Below are 17,174 nucleotides of genomic sequence, written 5' to 3' on the forward strand. Positions count from 1 at the left end.
CCCGATACTCGCTCGATCACCGACAGCATTCCCGCGGAGCGTGGAGCGCCCCGGCTCCGTGCGGACCGGGTCGCTCGAATCGTCTTCACGCCATGGCGAGGCGCGCACTGGGCGCAGGCCGCATCGACAGCAGCAACAACAGTGCCGACAGCACGTAGAGCGCCATCACGAAGTACATACTGTAGATGTTGTCGCCGGTGCTCCGGACGATCAGTCCGTTGATCGAAGGGCTGATCGCCGGACCGAGGTTTCCGAGACTGCTGATCAGTGCAAGCCCTCCGGCGGCGGCGCCGGTGGAGAGATATTCGCTGGTCAGCGCGAAGAACAGCGGCGTCGCCGACGCAATTCCAATCACCGCAAAGGACAATGCAAGGATTGATCCGACGAGGTTGCCCTGCAGCATCGTGGTGATGAACAGGCCGAACGCGGCGATCGCGACACAGGCAGCATAATGCCAGCGGCGCTCGTGCCATTTGTCGGAGTGACGGCCGATCAGGATCATACCGATGACGCCGGCGGCATTCGGGATCGCGGCATAGACGCCGACAAGGAACAGATCCTTGACACCCCAACTCTGGATCAAGGTCGGCATCCAGAACACCATCGTGTAGGTCGCGCCGAGCAGAAGCAGATAGACGAACGACAACACATAGACCTTGGGGTCCTTCAGCATCTGCCCGAACGTTCCCGACGGCTCGCTCTCGACGTCCTTCTCATCATGCCGGAAAGTGTCTTCGAGCAAGGCCTTCTCGTCCTTCGAGAGCCACGCGGCCCGCTCGGGTTTGTCCTCGAGCAATGCGTAAACCAGGATGCCTAGAATCAATGCCGGCAGACCCTGGACGAGGAACAGCCACTGCCAGCCATGAAGGCCGCCGGCACCGTCGAGATACTTCAGGATCGAGCCACACAGCGGGCCGGCGATCACGGACACGATCGTTGTCGCCGACATGAAGGTGGCGATCACCTGCCCGCGCCGCGCAGACGGATACCAATAGGTGAAGTACAGGATCACGCCGGGAAAGAAGCCGGCCTCGAACACACCGAGCAGAAACCGGACGAGATAGAACTGGAACGGTGTCGACACGAACATCATGGCTGTTGCGGCGAGCCCCCACAGCACCATGATACGCAGCAGGGTCTTGCGCGCGCCGATCCGCTCCAGCAGCAGGTTGCTCGGTACCTCGAACAGGAAGTATCCCACGAAGAAGATGCCTGCGCCGAGACCGTAGACCGCGTCGTCGAACGGCAGCGTCTGCTTCATCTGCAGCTGTGCATAGCCGATATTGATGCGATCGAGATAGGCGATCATATAGGCGATCAGAAGAAGCGGGATCAGACGCCAATCGATCTTCGAGAACAGGGATTTGTGCGCCGGGCTTTCCAGTACCGACAGCGATCCCTTTGCGGCGGGTGGGTGCATCCTGGTTTCCTCCGAATGTTCTTTTGATTCCGACGCCGAGCGGGAGACCGCGATGGCGCCCCGGCTCAGATGATGTGAAGCGTTGAAGGCGCCGGCGCCTAGCTGGCCCGGCTCGCCTTGTCGTTTGCGGCGGCCGGCGGCAACTCGTCGGGCTGGATGACCGTCACCGACGCCGCGGCCGCCGATGCCGCCTTCGACTGAGCCGCAGCTTGCGTCGTCAGCTCGACGATCTCGGCCTCGACCGGAGGCAAGGCTTCGATCGCGCGCAAGGCCGCCCGGAGATGCTCGATCATCTCGTAGGACTCGTCCTGCGTGAGCACACGCCGGCACGCGGTCAGGCCGAACTCGAGCAGGCCCGCATAGCTGTGCACCGTGATGTTCAGCGCGCTGCCGTGATAGGGAATCGAGACCGGGAAATAATGCACCATCCGTGCGCCGGCCATATAGAGATGCTGCCCCGGTCCCGGCACATTGGAGATCAGCACGTTGCCCGCTGCCGGCATGCGGCTGGCGAGGTTGGAGCGGCCAAGCAGCGAGGCGAGCCCGGTCATCAGCCACGGCGAACCCGTGATCGGCACATCGACACCGAGCACCGGCTTGAGCTCGCGCACGACGGCCTTGGCCGCCTCGGATGACGCGTGGATCGCCTTGAAGCGGGTTGGCAGGTCATCGATGTCGGTTGCCAGGTCGACGCGTACCGCCGAGACCTGGTTGTTCATCGCCTTGTCGCCTTCGGCACGCAGGCTAACCGGCACCATCGCGATCAGGGCCTCCTTGGGCAGCAGGCCGCGCTCGGCGAGGAAGCGTTGCAGCGCGATGCTGCACATCGCCATGACAATGGTGTTGACGGTACCGCCGACACGTTTGCCGAGGACCTTGATGTCGGCAAGCGGCAACGACATCGTGCTGTAGGAGCGCTGATTGGTGATGGAGTCGTTGAACACCGTCTTCGGAGCCAGGCCTAGGCTGAGCGAGCGCTCCCCCTTCTGCGACCGCTGGCTGGCCATCACGGTGGCGGCCGTGCCGAGCGCCTTGGCCGCCGTCGGCAGGAGCTCCGCGAGCTTACGGTATTGCTGGGCCGCGTTGTTGGCCGCCGCCTGCAACAGCTCGGTCACGCCGAGCTGGTATTGCACGGTGGCGCGCTTGCGCCGCGGCGGCGGCACCTCGCGCATCTTGGGCGAGACATCATAAAGCACCTTGGCGAGCTCGACACCGGCCTTGCCGTCGACGCCGCTGTGATGCGCCTTGGTGTAGAACGCGACCTGGCCGTTCTCGAGGCCATCGATGACATACATCTCCCATAGCGGACGGCTGCGGTCGAGCAGCGAGGCATGCAACCGCGCAACGAGTTGCTCGAGCTGCGCCATGGTGCCTGGCCGCCGCAAGGTGACGGTCCGCACATGATAATCGAGCTCGATATCATCGTCCTCGATCCAGACCGGCTCTGCGAGCTGGAACGGCATCTGCGCCAGTTTACGGTTCAGCAATCCCGAGAGATGGAGACGCTTGCCGAGCATCTCCTTGACATCCTCGTAGTAGTCGCCCTGATAGCCCTCGGGGAGATCGAAGATCATCAGGCTGCCGACATGCATCGGCGTCTCCGGCGTTTCGAGATGCAGAAACGACGCATCCATGCTGCTGAGTTGATCCATTCTTCCCTCCCATGACATTGTGACGGCGACCGCCGTCTTGATGACCGTGTGCCGATGTCTCGCGCGTCGCGGTCATTGCATTGCGGCCGGGCCCGACGCCTGTCCGCCGCTGCCGATCCGGTTCGCGCGATCTCAGGCCTGCGCCCGGGCCGCGCGCTCCTCCTCGTCGTACAGCTCCTTCTTCGAAAGCTTGCCGACCGCGGTCTTCGGCAATTCGGCGCGGATTTCGAGCGCCTGCACCATCTCATGCTTGCCGAGCTTGTCCTTCAGGAACGCCTGCAGCTCTTCGAGCTTGAACGGCTTGGCATCCGCCTTCAGCTTGATGAATGCCTTCGGCGATTGGCCGCGATACTCGTCGCGGATGCCGATCACAGCGACCTCCTCGACCGCCGGATATTTGTAGATCGCCTCTTCGAGGACACGGGGATACACGTTGAACCCGCTGCACAGGAGCATGTCCTTGGTGCGGTCCACGATGAAGATGAAGCCATCCTCATCCATGTAACCGACGTCGCCCGTGCGCAGGTAGCCGTCTGCGGTCGTCACCTCGGCGGTGGCGTCCGGCTTATTCCAGTAGCCCTTCATTACATTCGGGCCCTTGATGCAGATCTCGCCGCGCTCGCCGAGCGGGACGTATCCGCTGGCATCGTCGACGTTGAGAAACTTGATGACGATTCCGGGCATCGGCATGCCGCAGGAGCCGGCCTTGCGCATGGCGCCATGCTGCGCCGGCGTGTAGGTGCCGCTCGGCGAAGTCTCGGTCATGCCCCAGCCTTCGCTCAGATTGCAGCCCGTGATCGAGGCGAATTGCTGCGCCACCTCGAGCGGCAACGGGGCGCCGCCTGATCCGCAATATTTCAACGCGCGCAGGCTGTGCTTCGGCGTCTCCGGATGGTTGATCAGCGCGGTGAACATGGTCGGCACCCCGCAGAAGACACTGACCGACTTCGACGAAATCTCCTCGAGCGCGGCTTTCGGATCGAAGCGGACATGCTGGATGATCTCCGCGCCCATCAAAACGCCGAACAGGACGTTCACGGAAAGCGCGTAGATGTGGAACGGTGGCAAGACAGCCAGGAATCGCTCCTGCCCATCGACCAGCACCGGCGGCGAGCCGGCCGTCGTCGCCCGGTACTGCTGGCACGCGCTGGTCAGGTTGGCGTGGGTGAGCATCGCCCCCTTCGGCAGGCCCGTGGTCCCGCCGGTGTATTGCAGCACGGCGATCGTCTCGCGCGGATTGTCGATCGGATAGGCCTGGTAGGCACCATCATTGTGGGTCAGCTGGCCGAAGCTGATGTGATGATCATCCCAGGCGACTTCGCTCAGCTGCCTGGCCGCCTTCATCTCGTTGACGACGGTGTCGGGGTCGGCCGTGATCTCGCCGAGCGAACCGACCACCAGCTTCTTCAACCTGGTTTTGCCCAGCATCGCCGCCATCTGCGGATAGAGCGAAACCATGTCGAGCGTGATCAGGATATCGGTCTTGCTGTCCTCGATCTTGTGCTCGAGCACCTTGGCGGCATCCAGCGGCGAATAATTGACCGCGGTGCCGCCGGCCTTGAGGATGCCGAAGAACGAGATGATGTAGTGCGGCGTGTTGGGCAGATAGAGGCCGACATGAACGCCCGGCTTCACGCCGAGGAGCTGCAGGCCCTTGGCCACGCGATCGGTGAGCCGCCCGAGCTCGGCATAGGTGATCCGCTTGCCCATGAAATCGATCGCGGGACGATCCGGCCATTTGGCGACGGCATCGCCCAGTATCTTCTGCACGGGTCCGGCAGTGATTTCGATGTCCCAGCGCACGCCATCGGGATAGGATCGGATCCAGGGCATGTCGGTCATGAGATGTTTCCCTTCTATGGTCTCTCGGATCAGACGGCGGTCACGCCGCCGTCGACCGCGATGGTCTGGCCGGTGATGAATGCACAGGCATCGGAGGCGAGCAGCGCGGCGACACCCTTGAGATCTTCGGGGCCTCCCTCGCGATTCATCGGCGCCATCTGCGCGGTCGCGCTCTGGTCGAGCTGCGCGGTCATCTTGGTCGGAAAATATCCCGGCGCGATCGCATTGACGTTGATGCCGAGCGGCGCCCATTCATTGGCGAGCGTGCGGGTCAGATTGACGACCGCGCCCTTGCTCGTGTTGTAGGCCAGCGTCGGCGTGCCTTCCGGATAGCAACCCGTGAGTCCCTGGATCGACGCGATGTTGATCACCTTGCCGCTCCGCCGCGGCACCATGCAGCGGCGGCCGACCTCCTGAGTGGCGATGAAGATCGCGGTTACATTCAGGTTGATCACCTTGTTCCAGCCATCGAGCGTGTGCTCGATCGTAGCGGCGCCCCAGGACGTACCGGCGTTGTTGACAAGGATATCGACGGGACCCAGCGCGGCCACGACCTGCTCGATCATCGGCGCGATTGTCTCCAGCCTGCCCATGTCGCAAACCACCGGGAGCGCCTCGATGCCAAGCCCTTTGAGGTGAGCAGCCGCAGCGTCAAGCTCATCCCGCTTGCGCGCGGTGATCGCGACCTTGGCGCCGAGTTCGCCCAGTACCTCGGCGATCTGAAGACCGAGACCTCGCGATCCGCCCGTGACGAGCGCGACGCGCCCCGTCAAGTCCTGCAACTTGGCCAGACTCATGGCTTTCCCCCGATGGTTGGCGCCTCACACCCGCAGCATTATTTCGGCTGCAACAGCTTCTGAAGATTCGAGAGGTTCTCCTGCATGCGGTCTTGCATGACTTTCCAGGCGTTGTTGCGCGCCTGGGCCTCCAGCTGCGACAGCTCGCGGAAATCAGCGACCGCCTTCTCGACCTGCTGCCTGGCGGTCTCGGTCTGCTTCGACATGCCTTCACCGCTTGCGAAGCCCTGCATCGCCGCCTGCCACTGCGCGAGCGTCTCCTGCAGGATTTCGTTGCGCCGGCTGACCAACGCCTGCACGCCTTCGTAGACTTGCCGGTTCGCCTCCGCCAACGCCTCCATGTCCTTGCGCTGCCACTCGACCAGTGCTGCGATATCGAACCCGGGCAGCGCGAACTTCTCGGCCATTTTCTTCAAGTCACCGAGCCACGGCATCGCGCCCATGCCGGCTGCGTCGGATTGCCCATTATCGGTCCCCATCGGTGTCCTCCTTATGTTGCCTGCTTGTGTTGCCTGGCGGGCGGGGCGGCGAACGCCGACCGTAGACTTGCGCGTCAGGCCGCCGGCCAGCGCGGCCGAAACAGGGTGGCGCTGTCATCGGCTCGATCCGGATCGGGGTACACCATGCCGCGGAGACCGCTGCGGTCGAACGGCGACCATTCGCCCTCCCCGAGCGCGAGGCGGTCCGCGATTGCGTAGAGCACGGCCGGATTGTGTCCGAGCCCACAATGACTGCCTTCGACCTCGATGTTCTGTGTCCGGTCGGCATCCTGTTCGCGACAACCCCACCACGAGACGATGCCGTCGGTGCGCGAGTAGATCGCCGTGCTCGGTACCGGCGGCGGCAACTTCATCATGTCGGGCCAGTCGTCGACCTGGCGTTCGCTCAGGATCTCGTAGAGCCGCCAGGCATTGCTTGCCTTCGGCTCGTTGGCGAAGGGGCTGCCGAGCGTGATCACCTGGCGGACCAGATCGGGCGCGCGCCGTGCGATCTCGCGCGCAAACACTCCGCCGAGACTCCAGCCGATCAGGCTGACCTTGCGATCGTAGCGCTCGGCGAGCTCGGCCAGCCTTGCGTCCATCGCGGCCTCGACACCGGGACGCGGTCCGCGATTGGGTCCGAGCTTCCAGCCATGGACCGCATATCCCTGCGCCTTCAGGTAGGTGCGCAGCGGTCGCGTCGAGATATCGCTGGCGGAAAGCCCCGGCAATACGAGGACCGGATGCCCGTCGCCGCGCGGCGCGCGGCGAAGCAGCGGGTAGCTTGCGAAGAACGCCTGCAGCTCCCAGATCCCGCGCACCTCGAGCGCGAGCAGCAATTGCGACGGCGGCGCAGAGCGGTCGACGACCGTATTCATGTCAGAATGTCCCCTCCCGGATCACGCAGCGCGCACGACCCGACATTTTGTGATTGCTGCCTCGCTCCGCGAGCGGCTCCATGCGGCCCCGATCGCGCAACCACGCATCTTCTTGGTCTCAAAACGCTATCGAGCAGGTCAGTCCCGTAAAAGGTGCAATTGGCCCGGTTGACCGGTTAGTTTGGGACATCCGCCAATGAATCTTGCGCGCCTGCTGCGATGCTCGATGCTCGGTCATCGCGGAAGTCCGAAGGGCTCTTGCCGGTCCAGCGGGCAAAGGCGTGGCGGAAGTTCGCCGCGTCGCTGTAGTCAAGCCGCGCGGCGATCTCGTCATTGGTCATTTGCGTGTTGCGCAGATAGCCGACCGCGAGCTGCATGCGGACCTCGGAGACGATCTGCCGGTAGGTCTTGCGCTGCAACTGCAGCCTGCGGCGGAAGGTCCGCGGATGAATCGCAAGCTCCGCCGCCATGGCCTCGATACTCGGGAAGCGACCGGGATGCTCGACGAGCCGTCGCCGGATGTCGGCGGCAAGGCCGTCGTCCTGCGCGTCGTGATCGAGCAGCTCGTCATAGATTCGACCTGCCATCGCCCTGGTCATCTCGTCGGGGGCAACCGCCGGACGGTCGATCCAGGCCGCGTCGAATTCCAGCGCGTTCTTGCACTGGTCGAACCGGACCGGACACCGGAAGATGCGATCGTAGGTCGCAGCATGCGGCGGCGGTGCATAGGCGGCGCTCAGCTTCGAGAAACGGAATGAGCTGCCATAGACGTCGCGGCTCAACGTCTGATAGGTCGCAAAGGCGAACTCGAGCGCGAACCGATAGACGTCATCGGCCGGATCGCGCGAGAGCAGGGGCTCGAGCAGACAGCTCACGGTATCGCCCTTGCGGGTGAAGTCGATGTCGGCGACCGTTCCGAGGATACGACCGTACTTGGCCGCGAAGTCGATGACTTCGGCCCGGGTCGGGCTACTCAGCATCGCATAGCCATACATGCCGTAAGCCATGACATGCATTCGTTCTCCGGCGCGAAACGCGATCGCCGGATCCCGCGACAGCCGCATCGCATTACGAAAGACCGTCGCGACCTGCCGATAGGAGACGCGTACCGACGAATCCCTCAAGTCGGCACTGCTCAAATTGGTCCCACCGAGCGCGCGCGACGCGGAGATGCCGTCCTCGGACAGGACGTCCACCACCGCAGCGATCCGTTGCGGCGAATAGCGACACTGCACGAGATTTGGTGACGGGTGATACACGAGCTCCCTCGTCCGCCTTCCACGCCTGTTTCCGCTCGGCAATCCGGGAGGCTAGTAAGCCGGCCCCGTCAGCGGAAGGTTCGATTGATCGCGTTTGGAGGTGAGTTCCGGACAAGACCGGCCAAAAGAAAGACCGCCGAGGGAGGCGGTCCAGGTTGGGAGAACGCGATCGCGAGCGCAACCACGGCGCCGAGCTTACGCGCGCTTCGGCCGCACAAAAGGTTCGATTGAACCAGTTTGCCGGTGAACTCCGGACAGGGCCGGCGAGGCGCCCCCTTGACTATCTCGGGGGTCTAAAGACCCTCGTCGCCCCGGAACTCGGATGGATTTCTGCCGGTCCAGCGCAAAAAGGCGTGGCGGAAGTTGGCCGCGTCGCTGTAGCCGAGGCGGCTCGCGATCTCTTCATTGGTCATGCGCGTCTTGCGCAGATACTCGATCGCAAGCCGCGTGCGCACCTCTGCAAGCAGGCTGCGGTATGAGGTTCCCTCCGCCTCGAGCCTGCGCCGCAGCGCGCGGGGATAGATGTCGAGCTGCTCGGCGATCGCCTCGATACTTGGATAGCTGCCCGGCTGCTCGATCAGGATCCGACGGATATCTGCCGCAACGCCGCCGGCGCGGTTCACCTCGCCGAGGATCTCCTCGCACATCTCCCGCGCCATGGCGTGCGTGCGCGGATTTGCCAGCGCCCGCGGGCCGTCATTGCGTCCGTATTCGTATCCACAATGATGCTGATTGAACAGAACCGGGCATTCGAAAAGACCACGATACGCCGCTGTCGACGGCGGCGGTGCGTAGTCGAGCAGCACGCGCGAGAACCCGAAGCTCTGACCGGATCGGTCGCGAATGGTCGTCAGATGCGCGGCCAGCGCGAACTCCACCGCGAAGCGATGCACGCTTTCGGTCGGATTCGGCCAATGCATGGGCTGGAACGTCGCCACCACCGTCTCACCATCATAAGAGAGGCCGAAATCGCAGAACGGACCCACCACGCGGATGTATCGCGCCGCGAAGTCGCGGGCCTCGGCGTGGGTTGCGCTGCTCAGCAACGCGTATCCGTACATGCCATAGGCGGTGACATGCATTCGCGCTCCGGCGCGCAGCGCAATGGCCGGGTCGCTTGCCAGCCGCAGCGCATTGCGGATCACCGTGTCGAGCTGCCGATACGATATGCGCGTCGTATGGGACTCAAGTTGGCCGATCACAAGCCCGGTACCCTCGAGAACTCCTGATGGATCAATGCCCTGCTCGCGAAGCTCGGCCGCAATGGCCGCGATCGAATGCGGCGGAAATATTCGCTGCGCGAAGCCGGGGAGCATTCGGCTCGGCGATTGGCTTGCGTGCGAATTAGTCATTCCGACCGCATGTCCCCGGCATTCAGCGCGTTCCTGCTCCGCGATTGACCTGCTCTTCCGAACGTAAGCCCGATCACGTACGCGACGCAATGATCGCCTACCCCGGCGGTGCGCGCACCGCATTCCACGTCCGGAAGTCACCCGGTCGGCGGTCCAATCGCACCTTTCTCCGCTTTGCGAGATCGCTAGGCTTGCGATGCCTTGCTCGACAACCGGCACGCAGCCGGAGGCCCGCACGGACCACGGCAAGCGCTATCAGGGGAGGAGCGGATGCGACGGGAGGACATTCTCAAGCAGCTGACGACGCCAATCGGCGCCCCGGCATTTCCCCGCGGACCGTTTCGGTTCACCAACCGCGAATATCTCAACATTCTGTATCGCACCGACATCGAGGCGTTGCGCGCCGTCGTTCCCGAGCCGCTGGAGATCGACGACCCACTGGTCCGTTGGGAAATCATGCGGATGCCCGACACCTCCGGTCTCGGCGACTACACCGAATGCGGCCAAGCCGTCCAGGTGCGCTTTGGCGCCGAAAAAGGTGAGTACCTTCACGCGATGTACCTCGATAGCCTGCCGGCGCTGGCGTCCGGCCGCGAAATCAGCGGCTATCCCAAGGTGATCGGCAAGCCGAAGCTATATGTCGATTCCGATACACTGGTCGGCACCATGGACTACGGCAGCCTCCGCGTGGCCACCGCGACGATGGGTTACAAGCACCGTGCGCTGGACCTCGAAAAGGCAAAGGCCGAGATCTGCGTACCGACCTTCATGCTGAAGATCCTGTGGACCTATGACAGTCCAAAGCCGGCGGGCGAGCCGCGCATCTGCGAGCTGCTGCGTTCCGAGATCACGGACATCACCGTCAAGGGCGCCTGGACCGGCCCTGCCCGGCTGGAGCTGTTCGCCCATGCATTGGCCCCGATGGCCGATTTTCCGGTGCGCGAGATCGTCGCGTGCAGCCACATCATGACCGACTTGACGCTGTCCCGCGCCAAGCGCTGCCACAACTATCTCGATCAGCCGCGATAAGCGGACACGTCGGAGAAAGCCATGCCATCATCCGCAGATCGCGCCGCGGCGCTCACCCGCTATCGCAATGTGTGCGTTATCGGAGCCGGCGTCATCGGCTCCTCCTGGGCGGCGCTGTTTCTCGCGCACGGGCTCAATGTCGTAATCAACGATCCGCAGCCCGGTATCGAGGCCGTGGTCAAGGACGCCCTGATCAAGATCGCGCCGACCTTGTTGAAGCTCGGCCTGCCGCATGAGGGGTTGGAGCGCAACCTGCGCTTTGAGCCGGATCTCGCGCGCGCCGTCGCCGGCGCCGACCTCGTGCAGGAAAACGGCCCGGAGAAACCCGAATGGAAGCAACAGCTCTGGGCGCGGATCGAGGCGACGGTGCCGAGCCATGCGTTGCTGTTGTCCTCGAGCTCGGCACGGCCGGCCACCGAGCAAGCGCGGGAGATGAAGGATGCAAGCCGGCTACTCGTCGGTCACCCCTTCAATCCGCCGCACTTGATCCCGCTCGTCGAGGTCGTTCCCGGCGAACACACCGATCCGCAGGCGACCGCCGACGCCGTGGCATTCTACGAGGCGCTCGGCAAGGTGCCGCGCGTGCTCAAAAAGGAAATTCAGGGCTTTGTCGCCAACCGGCTGCAGCGCGCGATCATGCGCGAGGCTTGCTATCTCGTGCAGGAGGGCGTCGTCACGGTCGACGAGCTGGACGACATCGTCACCAGCTCGATCGGGTTGCGCTGGGCTGTGAACGGACCGTTCAGCTCGTTCCACATGGGCGGTGGACCGAAAGGGCTCGAATCGTTCTTCCAACACCTCGGCAAGAACATGGCCGCGTCGTTCAAGGTGATCCCGCAGGTCGATCTCGACGAGGCGCTACAGCGCAGGATCATCGACCAGGCTGCGGCATCTTTCGGCAAGACGCCGATCCCGCTGATGGAGCGTGAACGCGACGACACACAGGTGGCGCTGTTGCATGTACTGACGGCCCGCAACGGCGGGGATCGGACATAGTCGGCTCGTCCTCGGGGCTGCACGCGCTCGCAGACACAGGCGCTCGCCATCTTTCGGAATCCAGACGAGCCTGGGGTGATCCTCGGGCATCAAGCGGAGACGGACTCACATGAGCATCTTCGAAGGTTTGAAGGTCATCGACTGCGGCAGCTTCATCGCTGCGCCAACCGCCGCGACACTGTTGGGAGATTTCGGCGCCGACGTGATCAAGATCGAACCGCCCGGCGCAGGCGACGCGTTCCGTCAGGTGCCGAAGCTACCGGGCATGCCGAGATCCGACCAACCCTATGGCTGGTTGCTCGACAACCGCAACAAGCGCGGCCTCGCGCTCGATCTATCGAAGCCCGAGGGCCAGGCGGTGCTGCATCGCCTGGCCTCCACCGCCGATGTCTTCATCACCAACTATCCGCTCGCCGTCCGCAGGAAGCTCGCGATCAGCTATGAGCGGCTTGCCGCGGCGAACGACCGGCTGATCTACGCATCCTTCACCGGCTATGGCGAGACCGGCGACGAGGCAGGAAAGCCGGGCTTCGACGTCACTGCCTACTGGGCGCGTTCAGGCCTGATGGACATGGTGCGGAGCGACGCCAGCACGCCGCCGGCGCGGGCGCTCGCCGGCATGGGCGATCATCCGTCGGGCGTTTCGCTGTTCGCGGCCGTCGCGGTGGCGCTGTATCAGCGCGAGCGCACCGGCCGCGGCACCCAGGTCGGCTCCTCGCTGCTCGCCAACGGCGTCTGGTCGAACGGCATCATGGCGCAGGCGGCGCTGTGCGGGGCGACATTCACGCCGCGGCCGCCGCGTGAAAATCTGTTCAATGCGCTTGGTTGTTACTACCGCTGCCGCGACGGCCGCTGGCTGCTGCTCGCGATCGTCAACGAGCAGCGCGACTTTCCGACCGTCGCGAAATGCCTGGGCCTTGACGACCTGCTCACTGATCCGCGCTTTGCCAAGCAGGCCGATCGCTTCGCTCGTTCCGCAGAACTGATCGCCCTGTTCGACGCGGCATTCGCGATACGGGACCGGGACGAATGGCGGGCGCGCCTCGATCAAGCAGGCATCGTCTTCGAATGCGTTGCCGAGATGGGCGACCTGTGCACCGACCGGCAAATGCTGTCGGCCGGCGTGCTGGTGCCGTTCGAGAACGATGAGATGCTGACCATCGACAGCCCGTTCTTTGTCGACGGTGCGACCAAGGTGAAGCCGCGCAAGGCGCCCGCGGTCGGCGAGCACAGCACGCAGATCTTGCGCGAGGCCGGCTACGATGACACGACTATCGCCGGGATGCGCGAAAGCAAGATCCTGGCATGATACGCTGACCACGAGGCGACGCCTGCCGCCTTCATTGCGTGCACGAGAAAAGGCCGCGCCCCTCGGGTGAGAAGCGCGGCCAGTCTCGAGGCGCCCAAACCGGGGGGCACCACAGCGGCGATGCGGCGCAGCTGAGGTTCGGAGGACGTCCTCGAGCAGAATCGATCAGCGCCCGACGCGTCCCTTACTCCTTGACCAGCCATCGCGCCTACTGTCGAAGACCAATCTATGCATGGAGTTCGACCGCGAGGAGGTTCGACGAGGCCGGTTCGGAGGTGACTTTTGGACAGCGTTGAGTGACAAGCGGTTCAAACGGAGCGCCGCCCTGCCCGCATGGCCTTCACTTCGCCGAAGAGACCCGGAAATCGGATGGGCTCTTGCCGGTCCAACGGATGAAGGCGTGCCGGAAGTTGGCGGCGTCGCTATAGCCCAACCGGTTCGCGATCTCCTCGTTGGTCATCGTGGTCTTGCGCAGATATTCGATCGCAAGCCGCGTCCGCACCTCGGCGAGCAATTCACGATAGGATGTATCTTCCGATTCGAGCTTCCGCCGCAGCGCGCGAGGATGCATCGAAAGCCTCTCGGCGATCGCCTCGATGTTCGGATACCTGCCGGGCTGCTCGATCAGGACCCGCCTGACATCGGCAGCGATCCCGCCCGCATGATTGACCTCGGACAACACCTGCTCACACATCTCACGCGCCATGCCGTGGGTGCGGGAATCCGCCAACGCAACCGGCCCGTCGGCCTGCGACAGCTGGTACCTGTACTCGTTGCCGCGCTGGCGAAACAGGACCGGACAGTCAAAGATCACCCCGTAGGCGCCGGCATGCGCCGGTTCGCCATAGGCGAGGGAAATCTGCGAGAAGCGGAAAGACTCGCCCGCCAGGTCCTTCATCGTCGTCAGATGCGACGACAGGGCGAACTCTGCCGCGAAGCGATGCACGTCCTGTGTCGGATTGGGCCAATGCAACGGCTCGAACGCACAGACGACCGCCGCGCCGTCATACGAGTATTTCGCATCGCACAGCGGGCCAACGACCCGAAGGTATCGATTGGCGAATTCCCGCGCATCGTCATAGGTTGCGCTGCTCAGCAATGCATATCCGTACATTCCGTGCGCCGTCACGCGCATGCGCTGTCCGGCTTGGAGTGCAATCGTCGGCTCGTTCGAGAGCCGCAATGCGTTGCGGACCACGATGTCGATCTGCCGGTACGAGATGCGCGTCGTATGCGCATCGAGCTGATCCTCGGTCAAGCCGGTGCCCGCCAGCGCCACGGACGATCGAACCTGTTGCCTGCTAAGCTCCGCGATGATGGCAGCAATCAACTGCGCCGAATACACATGCTGGTCGAAATCCGGCGGTAGTTGACATTCCGGCACCGCGTCTCGCAGGCGCCTTCCAGCGCTCATGGTCGTCTTCCTCCCTAGGCCTGGAGTCTTGCTTAAATCGAAATCATTCGCAATGCTGGCGGCAGCTGGCGGGCTTACCCTATCCCCAGCCTCTGGCATCGCGCGCACGGGCCGCATCCACGGATGCCGAATTCGGTCGCGAGGTATTTCGTCGGCGCCGCCGTGCGTCCGGTCAGCACTCCACAACGTTCACCGCGAGCCCGCCCAGCGACGTCTCCTTGTATTTGGACTTCATGTCTTCGCCGGTCTGCAGCATCGTCTTGATGACGGCGTCGAGAGAGACATAGTGCTTGCCGTCGCCACGCAGCGCCATTCGAGCGGCGTTGATGGCCTTGACCGCCCCCATCGCATTGCGCTCGATGCAAGGAATCTGCACCAATCCGCCAACCGGATCGCAAGTCAGACCGAGGTTGTGCTCCATCCCGATCTCGGCGGCGTTCTCGACCTGGGCCGGCGCACCGCCGAGCACGGCCGTCAGGCCGCCTGCCGCCATCGAGCAGGCGACTCCGACCTCGCCCTGACAGCCGACCTCCGCGCCGGAGATCGAGGCATTCGCCTTGTACAGCATGCCGATCGCAGCCGCTGTGAGCAGGAAGGTAACGACGCCGTCATCGGTCGCGCCCGGACAGAACTTGACGTAATAGTGCAGCACGGCCGGGATCACGCCGGCGGCGCCGTTGGTCGGCGCGGTCACGATTCGTCCGCGCGCTGCATTCTCCTCGTTCACTGCCATCGCGAAGGCATTGACCCAATCCATCGCCGCCAGCGGATCGACACTCTCGGTGTCGCTGTTGCGGGCCGACAGTTCGCGGTAGAGAGCCGGCGCACGACGGCGAATGTTGAGCGGTCCGGGTAACGGTTCGGCCGCACCAGCATTGTCGATCCCGAAGCCACGGTCGACGCATTGCTTCATCGTCTGCCAGATCTTCAGGAGGCCGACGCGAACGTCAGCGTCGGTGCGATGCACGCACTCATTGGCCAGCACCATATCGGCGATCGAGCGGCCGCTCGATTGCGCCCGTGCCACCAGCTCGGCGCCGGTGCCGAACGGATACGGCCAGACCGGAAGCTCGCCACCCAGGCCACCGGCCACGTCGCCCAAGCCACGCTCGATCACGAATCCGCCGCCGATCGAGAAGTAATAGCGTTCCGCCAACAGCACGCCGTCGGCCGCGGACGCCACGAGGCGAATCCCGTTGGGGTGCTCCGGCAGCGTGCTGTCAGGCTGGAAAATGATATCGCGCCCACGCCGGAACGGGACCGGATGAAGGTTGAGCAGGCGCAACTCGCCGGAACGCCGGATGTCCGCAAGCTGCGGCGCCACCTGTGCCGGATCGACCGTATCGGGCTTTTCGCCGAGCAGGCCGAGGATCACGCCGAGATCGGTCGCATGCCCTCGCCCGGTCGCGCCGAGCGAGCCATAGAGATCGGCGCGAACCTGCACCGTTCTGAAAAGCAGGCCATCGCGCTCGAGCGCGCGGGCGAATTGCCCGGCAGCACGCATCGGCCCCACCGTATGCGAACTCGAGGGGCCGATACCGATCTTGAATATGTCGAAGACCGAAAGCATCAGGCAGCAGGCAGTTGTTGCTTCACCAGCTCGACCCAATAGGCGGCGCCGAGCGGCAGGATGGCGTCGTTGAAATCGTAATATGGATTGTGCAACGGCGGATCGTTTGCCGTCTCGCCCGCGCCGATGCAGATATAGGCGCCCGGGCGCTCCTGCAGCATGAAGGCGAAATCCTCCGATCCCATCGCCGGCTTGACGTCGGTTTGCACCTGTTCGACGCCGACGAGATTTGCGGCGGCTGAGGCTGCGGCATCGGTTTCGGCAGGTGTGTTGATCACGCCCGGATAACCTCGCATGTAGCGCAGATCGATCCTTGCGCCATGGGTTTGTGCCACGCCGGCGCAGACCTGCTTCATGGCGGCCTCGACCTGATCCTGTATCTCGGCGTCCAGCGTTCTGACCGTGCCGCGCAATGTAACCGTTTCGGGTACCACGTTCCAGGTGTCGCCGCCATGGATCTGGGTCACGCTCACGACGGCGGCGTCCATTGCGCCGATGCGGCGGCTCACGATGCCCTGTAGCGCGGAGACGAGATCGGCCGACACCAGGATCGGGTCGATCCCCTTCTCCGGCGTCGCGGCATGACATCCGCTCCCGGTCACCAAGATCTCGAAGGTATCGAGGAAGGCCGTCGCAACGCCGGTCCGGATCGCGAACTTTCCACGCGGGATATTCGGAATGTTGTGCATTCCGTAGACTGCGTCGGCGGGAAACATCTTGAACAAGCCCTCTTCGACCATCTTCTTGCCGCCGCCTTCGTTCTCCTCGGCGGGCTGGAAAACGAAATGGACGGTACCGCGGAACGGCCGGTGACGGGCGAGCTGGACCGCAGCTCCGAGCAGCATTGTGGTGTGGCCATCATGGCCACAGCCGTGCATCTTGCCGGTACGGGTTGACTTGTGGACGCGGTCCCCGAGTTCCTGGAGATCGAGCGCGTCCATGTCGGCGCGCAGCGCGATCGTCGGGCCTTCGCCGTTCTTCAGCGTTCCGACCACCCCGGTCCCGCCGAGGCCGCGATGGACCGGAATCTGCATCTCCATCAGCGCATCGGCCACGAGCTGGGCCGTGCGGTGCTCCTGGAACGCGGTTTCCGGGTTGGCATGGATGTCATGACGCCAATCCAGCATCCGGGCACAGATATCGTCCGCGATTCCAAACTTCTTTGCCATGCGTTGGT

The 17,174-nt window shown here is 63.9% G+C and carries 14 protein-coding genes; 3 read left to right on the plus strand and 11 right to left on the minus strand.

The window, feature by feature from the left end; translation table 11 throughout:
- Positions 1–85: 85 nt before the first annotated feature.
- The 8 genes from CO675_RS27190 to CO675_RS27225 all read right to left on the minus strand — a co-directional run bounded on the left by CO675_RS27190 (position 86) and on the right by CO675_RS27225 (position 9,802).
- Positions 86–1,420 carry an MFS transporter gene (locus CO675_RS27190; protein ID WP_097674912.1) on the minus strand — a complete coding sequence of 445 codons (1,335 nt, stop codon included), beginning with the start codon at positions 1,418–1,420 and terminating at the stop codon, positions 86–88.
- A 98-nt stretch (positions 1,421–1,518) separates the two neighbouring features.
- Positions 1,519–3,072, minus strand: coding sequence for a WS/DGAT/MGAT family O-acyltransferase (locus CO675_RS27195; protein ID WP_097674913.1), 1,554 nt, complete (start codon positions 3,070–3,072; stop codon positions 1,519–1,521).
- Between the two features lie 132 nt (positions 3,073–3,204).
- Positions 3,205–4,914 carry a long-chain-fatty-acid--CoA ligase gene (locus CO675_RS27200; RefSeq protein WP_097674914.1) on the minus strand — a complete coding sequence of 570 codons (1,710 nt, stop codon included), beginning with the start codon at positions 4,912–4,914 and terminating at the stop codon, positions 3,205–3,207.
- A gap of 29 nt (positions 4,915–4,943) precedes the next feature.
- A complete protein-coding gene (locus CO675_RS27205; RefSeq protein ID WP_097674915.1) occupies positions 4,944–5,711 on the minus strand; it encodes an SDR family oxidoreductase in 768 nt (255 codons plus the stop codon).
- A gap of 38 nt (positions 5,712–5,749) precedes the next feature.
- Positions 5,750–6,190 carry a phasin family protein gene (gene phaP / locus CO675_RS27210; RefSeq protein ID WP_097674916.1) on the minus strand — a complete coding sequence of 147 codons (441 nt, stop codon included), beginning with the start codon at positions 6,188–6,190 and terminating at the stop codon, positions 5,750–5,752.
- 74 nt (positions 6,191–6,264) lie between these two features.
- A complete protein-coding gene (locus CO675_RS27215; protein WP_097674917.1) occupies positions 6,265–7,068 on the minus strand; it encodes an esterase/lipase family protein in 804 nt (267 codons plus the stop codon).
- Between the two features lie 176 nt (positions 7,069–7,244).
- Positions 7,245–8,327, minus strand: coding sequence for an AraC family transcriptional regulator (locus CO675_RS27220; protein WP_245452932.1), 1,083 nt, complete (start codon positions 8,325–8,327; stop codon positions 7,245–7,247).
- Between the two features lie 293 nt (positions 8,328–8,620).
- Positions 8,621–9,802, minus strand: a complete 1,182-nt coding sequence (locus tag CO675_RS27225; RefSeq protein ID WP_245452933.1) for an AraC family transcriptional regulator — start codon at positions 9,800–9,802, stop codon at positions 8,621–8,623.
- Between the two features lie 147 nt (positions 9,803–9,949).
- On the opposite strand from CO675_RS27225, the gene CO675_RS27230 reads away from it, so the two are divergent.
- The 3 genes from CO675_RS27230 (at position 9,950) to CO675_RS27240 (ending at position 13,013) form a co-directional block, all read left to right on the plus strand.
- Positions 9,950–10,708: an acetoacetate decarboxylase gene (locus CO675_RS27230; RefSeq protein WP_097674919.1), complete on the plus strand. Its 759-nt coding sequence runs from the start codon at positions 9,950–9,952 to the stop codon at positions 10,706–10,708.
- Positions 10,709–10,729: 21 nt separating this feature from the next.
- On the plus strand, positions 10,730–11,704 hold the full coding sequence (locus CO675_RS27235) for a 3-hydroxyacyl-CoA dehydrogenase NAD-binding domain-containing protein (protein WP_097674920.1): 975 nt from the start codon (positions 10,730–10,732) through the stop codon (positions 11,702–11,704).
- A gap of 109 nt (positions 11,705–11,813) precedes the next feature.
- Positions 11,814–13,013 carry a CaiB/BaiF CoA transferase family protein gene (locus CO675_RS27240; protein WP_097674921.1) on the plus strand — a complete coding sequence of 400 codons (1,200 nt, stop codon included), beginning with the start codon at positions 11,814–11,816 and terminating at the stop codon, positions 13,011–13,013.
- Between the two features lie 340 nt (positions 13,014–13,353).
- On the opposite strand, the gene CO675_RS27245 is transcribed toward CO675_RS27240, so the two are convergent.
- The 3 genes from CO675_RS27245 to CO675_RS27255 all read right to left on the minus strand — a co-directional run bounded on the left by CO675_RS27245 (position 13,354) and on the right by CO675_RS27255 (position 17,166).
- Positions 13,354–14,526: an AraC family transcriptional regulator gene (locus CO675_RS27245; RefSeq protein WP_245452936.1), complete on the minus strand. Its 1,173-nt coding sequence runs from the start codon at positions 14,524–14,526 to the stop codon at positions 13,354–13,356.
- A gap of 73 nt (positions 14,527–14,599) precedes the next feature.
- Positions 14,600–16,000 carry an L-serine ammonia-lyase gene (locus tag CO675_RS27250; protein WP_283808126.1) on the minus strand — a complete coding sequence of 467 codons (1,401 nt, stop codon included), beginning with the start codon at positions 15,998–16,000 and terminating at the stop codon, positions 14,600–14,602.
- Positions 15,997–17,166 (minus strand): M20 aminoacylase family protein, encoded by a 1,170-nt coding sequence (locus CO675_RS27255; protein WP_097674924.1) that lies wholly within the window; start codon positions 17,164–17,166, stop codon positions 15,997–15,999. Before CO675_RS27255 ends, CO675_RS27250 begins: the two co-directional genes overlap by 4 nt.
- Positions 17,167–17,174: the final 8 nt, after the last annotated feature.

This window comes from Bradyrhizobium sp. C9 (genome assembly GCF_002532045.1).
Taxonomy (GTDB): domain Bacteria; phylum Pseudomonadota; class Alphaproteobacteria; order Rhizobiales; family Xanthobacteraceae; genus Bradyrhizobium.

What these genes read in the sequence shown, in the direction of transcription:
- CO675_RS27190 (WP_097674912.1), bottom strand. Translation starts at nt 1,420, where the DNA reads ATGCACCCACCCGCCGCAAAGGGATCGCTGTCGGTACTGGAAAGCCCG.
- CO675_RS27195 (WP_097674913.1), bottom strand. Translation starts at nt 3,072, where the DNA reads ATGGATCAACTCAGCAGCATGGATGCGTCGTTTCTGCATCTCGAAACG.
- CO675_RS27200 (WP_097674914.1), bottom strand. Translation starts at nt 4,914, where the DNA reads ATGACCGACATGCCCTGGATCCGATCCTATCCCGATGGCGTGCGCTGG.
- CO675_RS27205 (WP_097674915.1), bottom strand. Translation starts at nt 5,711, where the DNA reads ATGAGTCTGGCCAAGTTGCAGGACTTGACGGGGCGCGTCGCGCTCGTC.
- phaP (WP_097674916.1), bottom strand. Translation starts at nt 6,190, where the DNA reads ATGGGGACCGATAATGGGCAATCCGACGCAGCCGGCATGGGCGCGATG.
- CO675_RS27215 (WP_097674917.1), bottom strand. Translation starts at nt 7,068, where the DNA reads ATGAATACGGTCGTCGACCGCTCTGCGCCGCCGTCGCAATTGCTGCTC.
- CO675_RS27225 (WP_245452933.1), bottom strand. Translation starts at nt 9,802, where the DNA reads ATGCGGTGCGCGCACCGCCGGGGTAGGCGATCATTGCGTCGCGTACGT.
- CO675_RS27230 (WP_097674919.1), top strand. Translation starts at nt 9,950, where the DNA reads ATGCGACGGGAGGACATTCTCAAGCAGCTGACGACGCCAATCGGCGCC.
- CO675_RS27235 (WP_097674920.1), top strand. Translation starts at nt 10,730, where the DNA reads ATGCCATCATCCGCAGATCGCGCCGCGGCGCTCACCCGCTATCGCAAT.
- CO675_RS27240 (WP_097674921.1), top strand. Translation starts at nt 11,814, where the DNA reads ATGAGCATCTTCGAAGGTTTGAAGGTCATCGACTGCGGCAGCTTCATC.
- CO675_RS27245 (WP_245452936.1), bottom strand. Translation starts at nt 14,526, where the DNA reads ATGCCAGAGGCTGGGGATAGGGTAAGCCCGCCAGCTGCCGCCAGCATT.
- CO675_RS27255 (WP_097674924.1), bottom strand. Translation starts at nt 17,166, where the DNA reads ATGGCAAAGAAGTTTGGAATCGCGGACGATATCTGTGCCCGGATGCTG.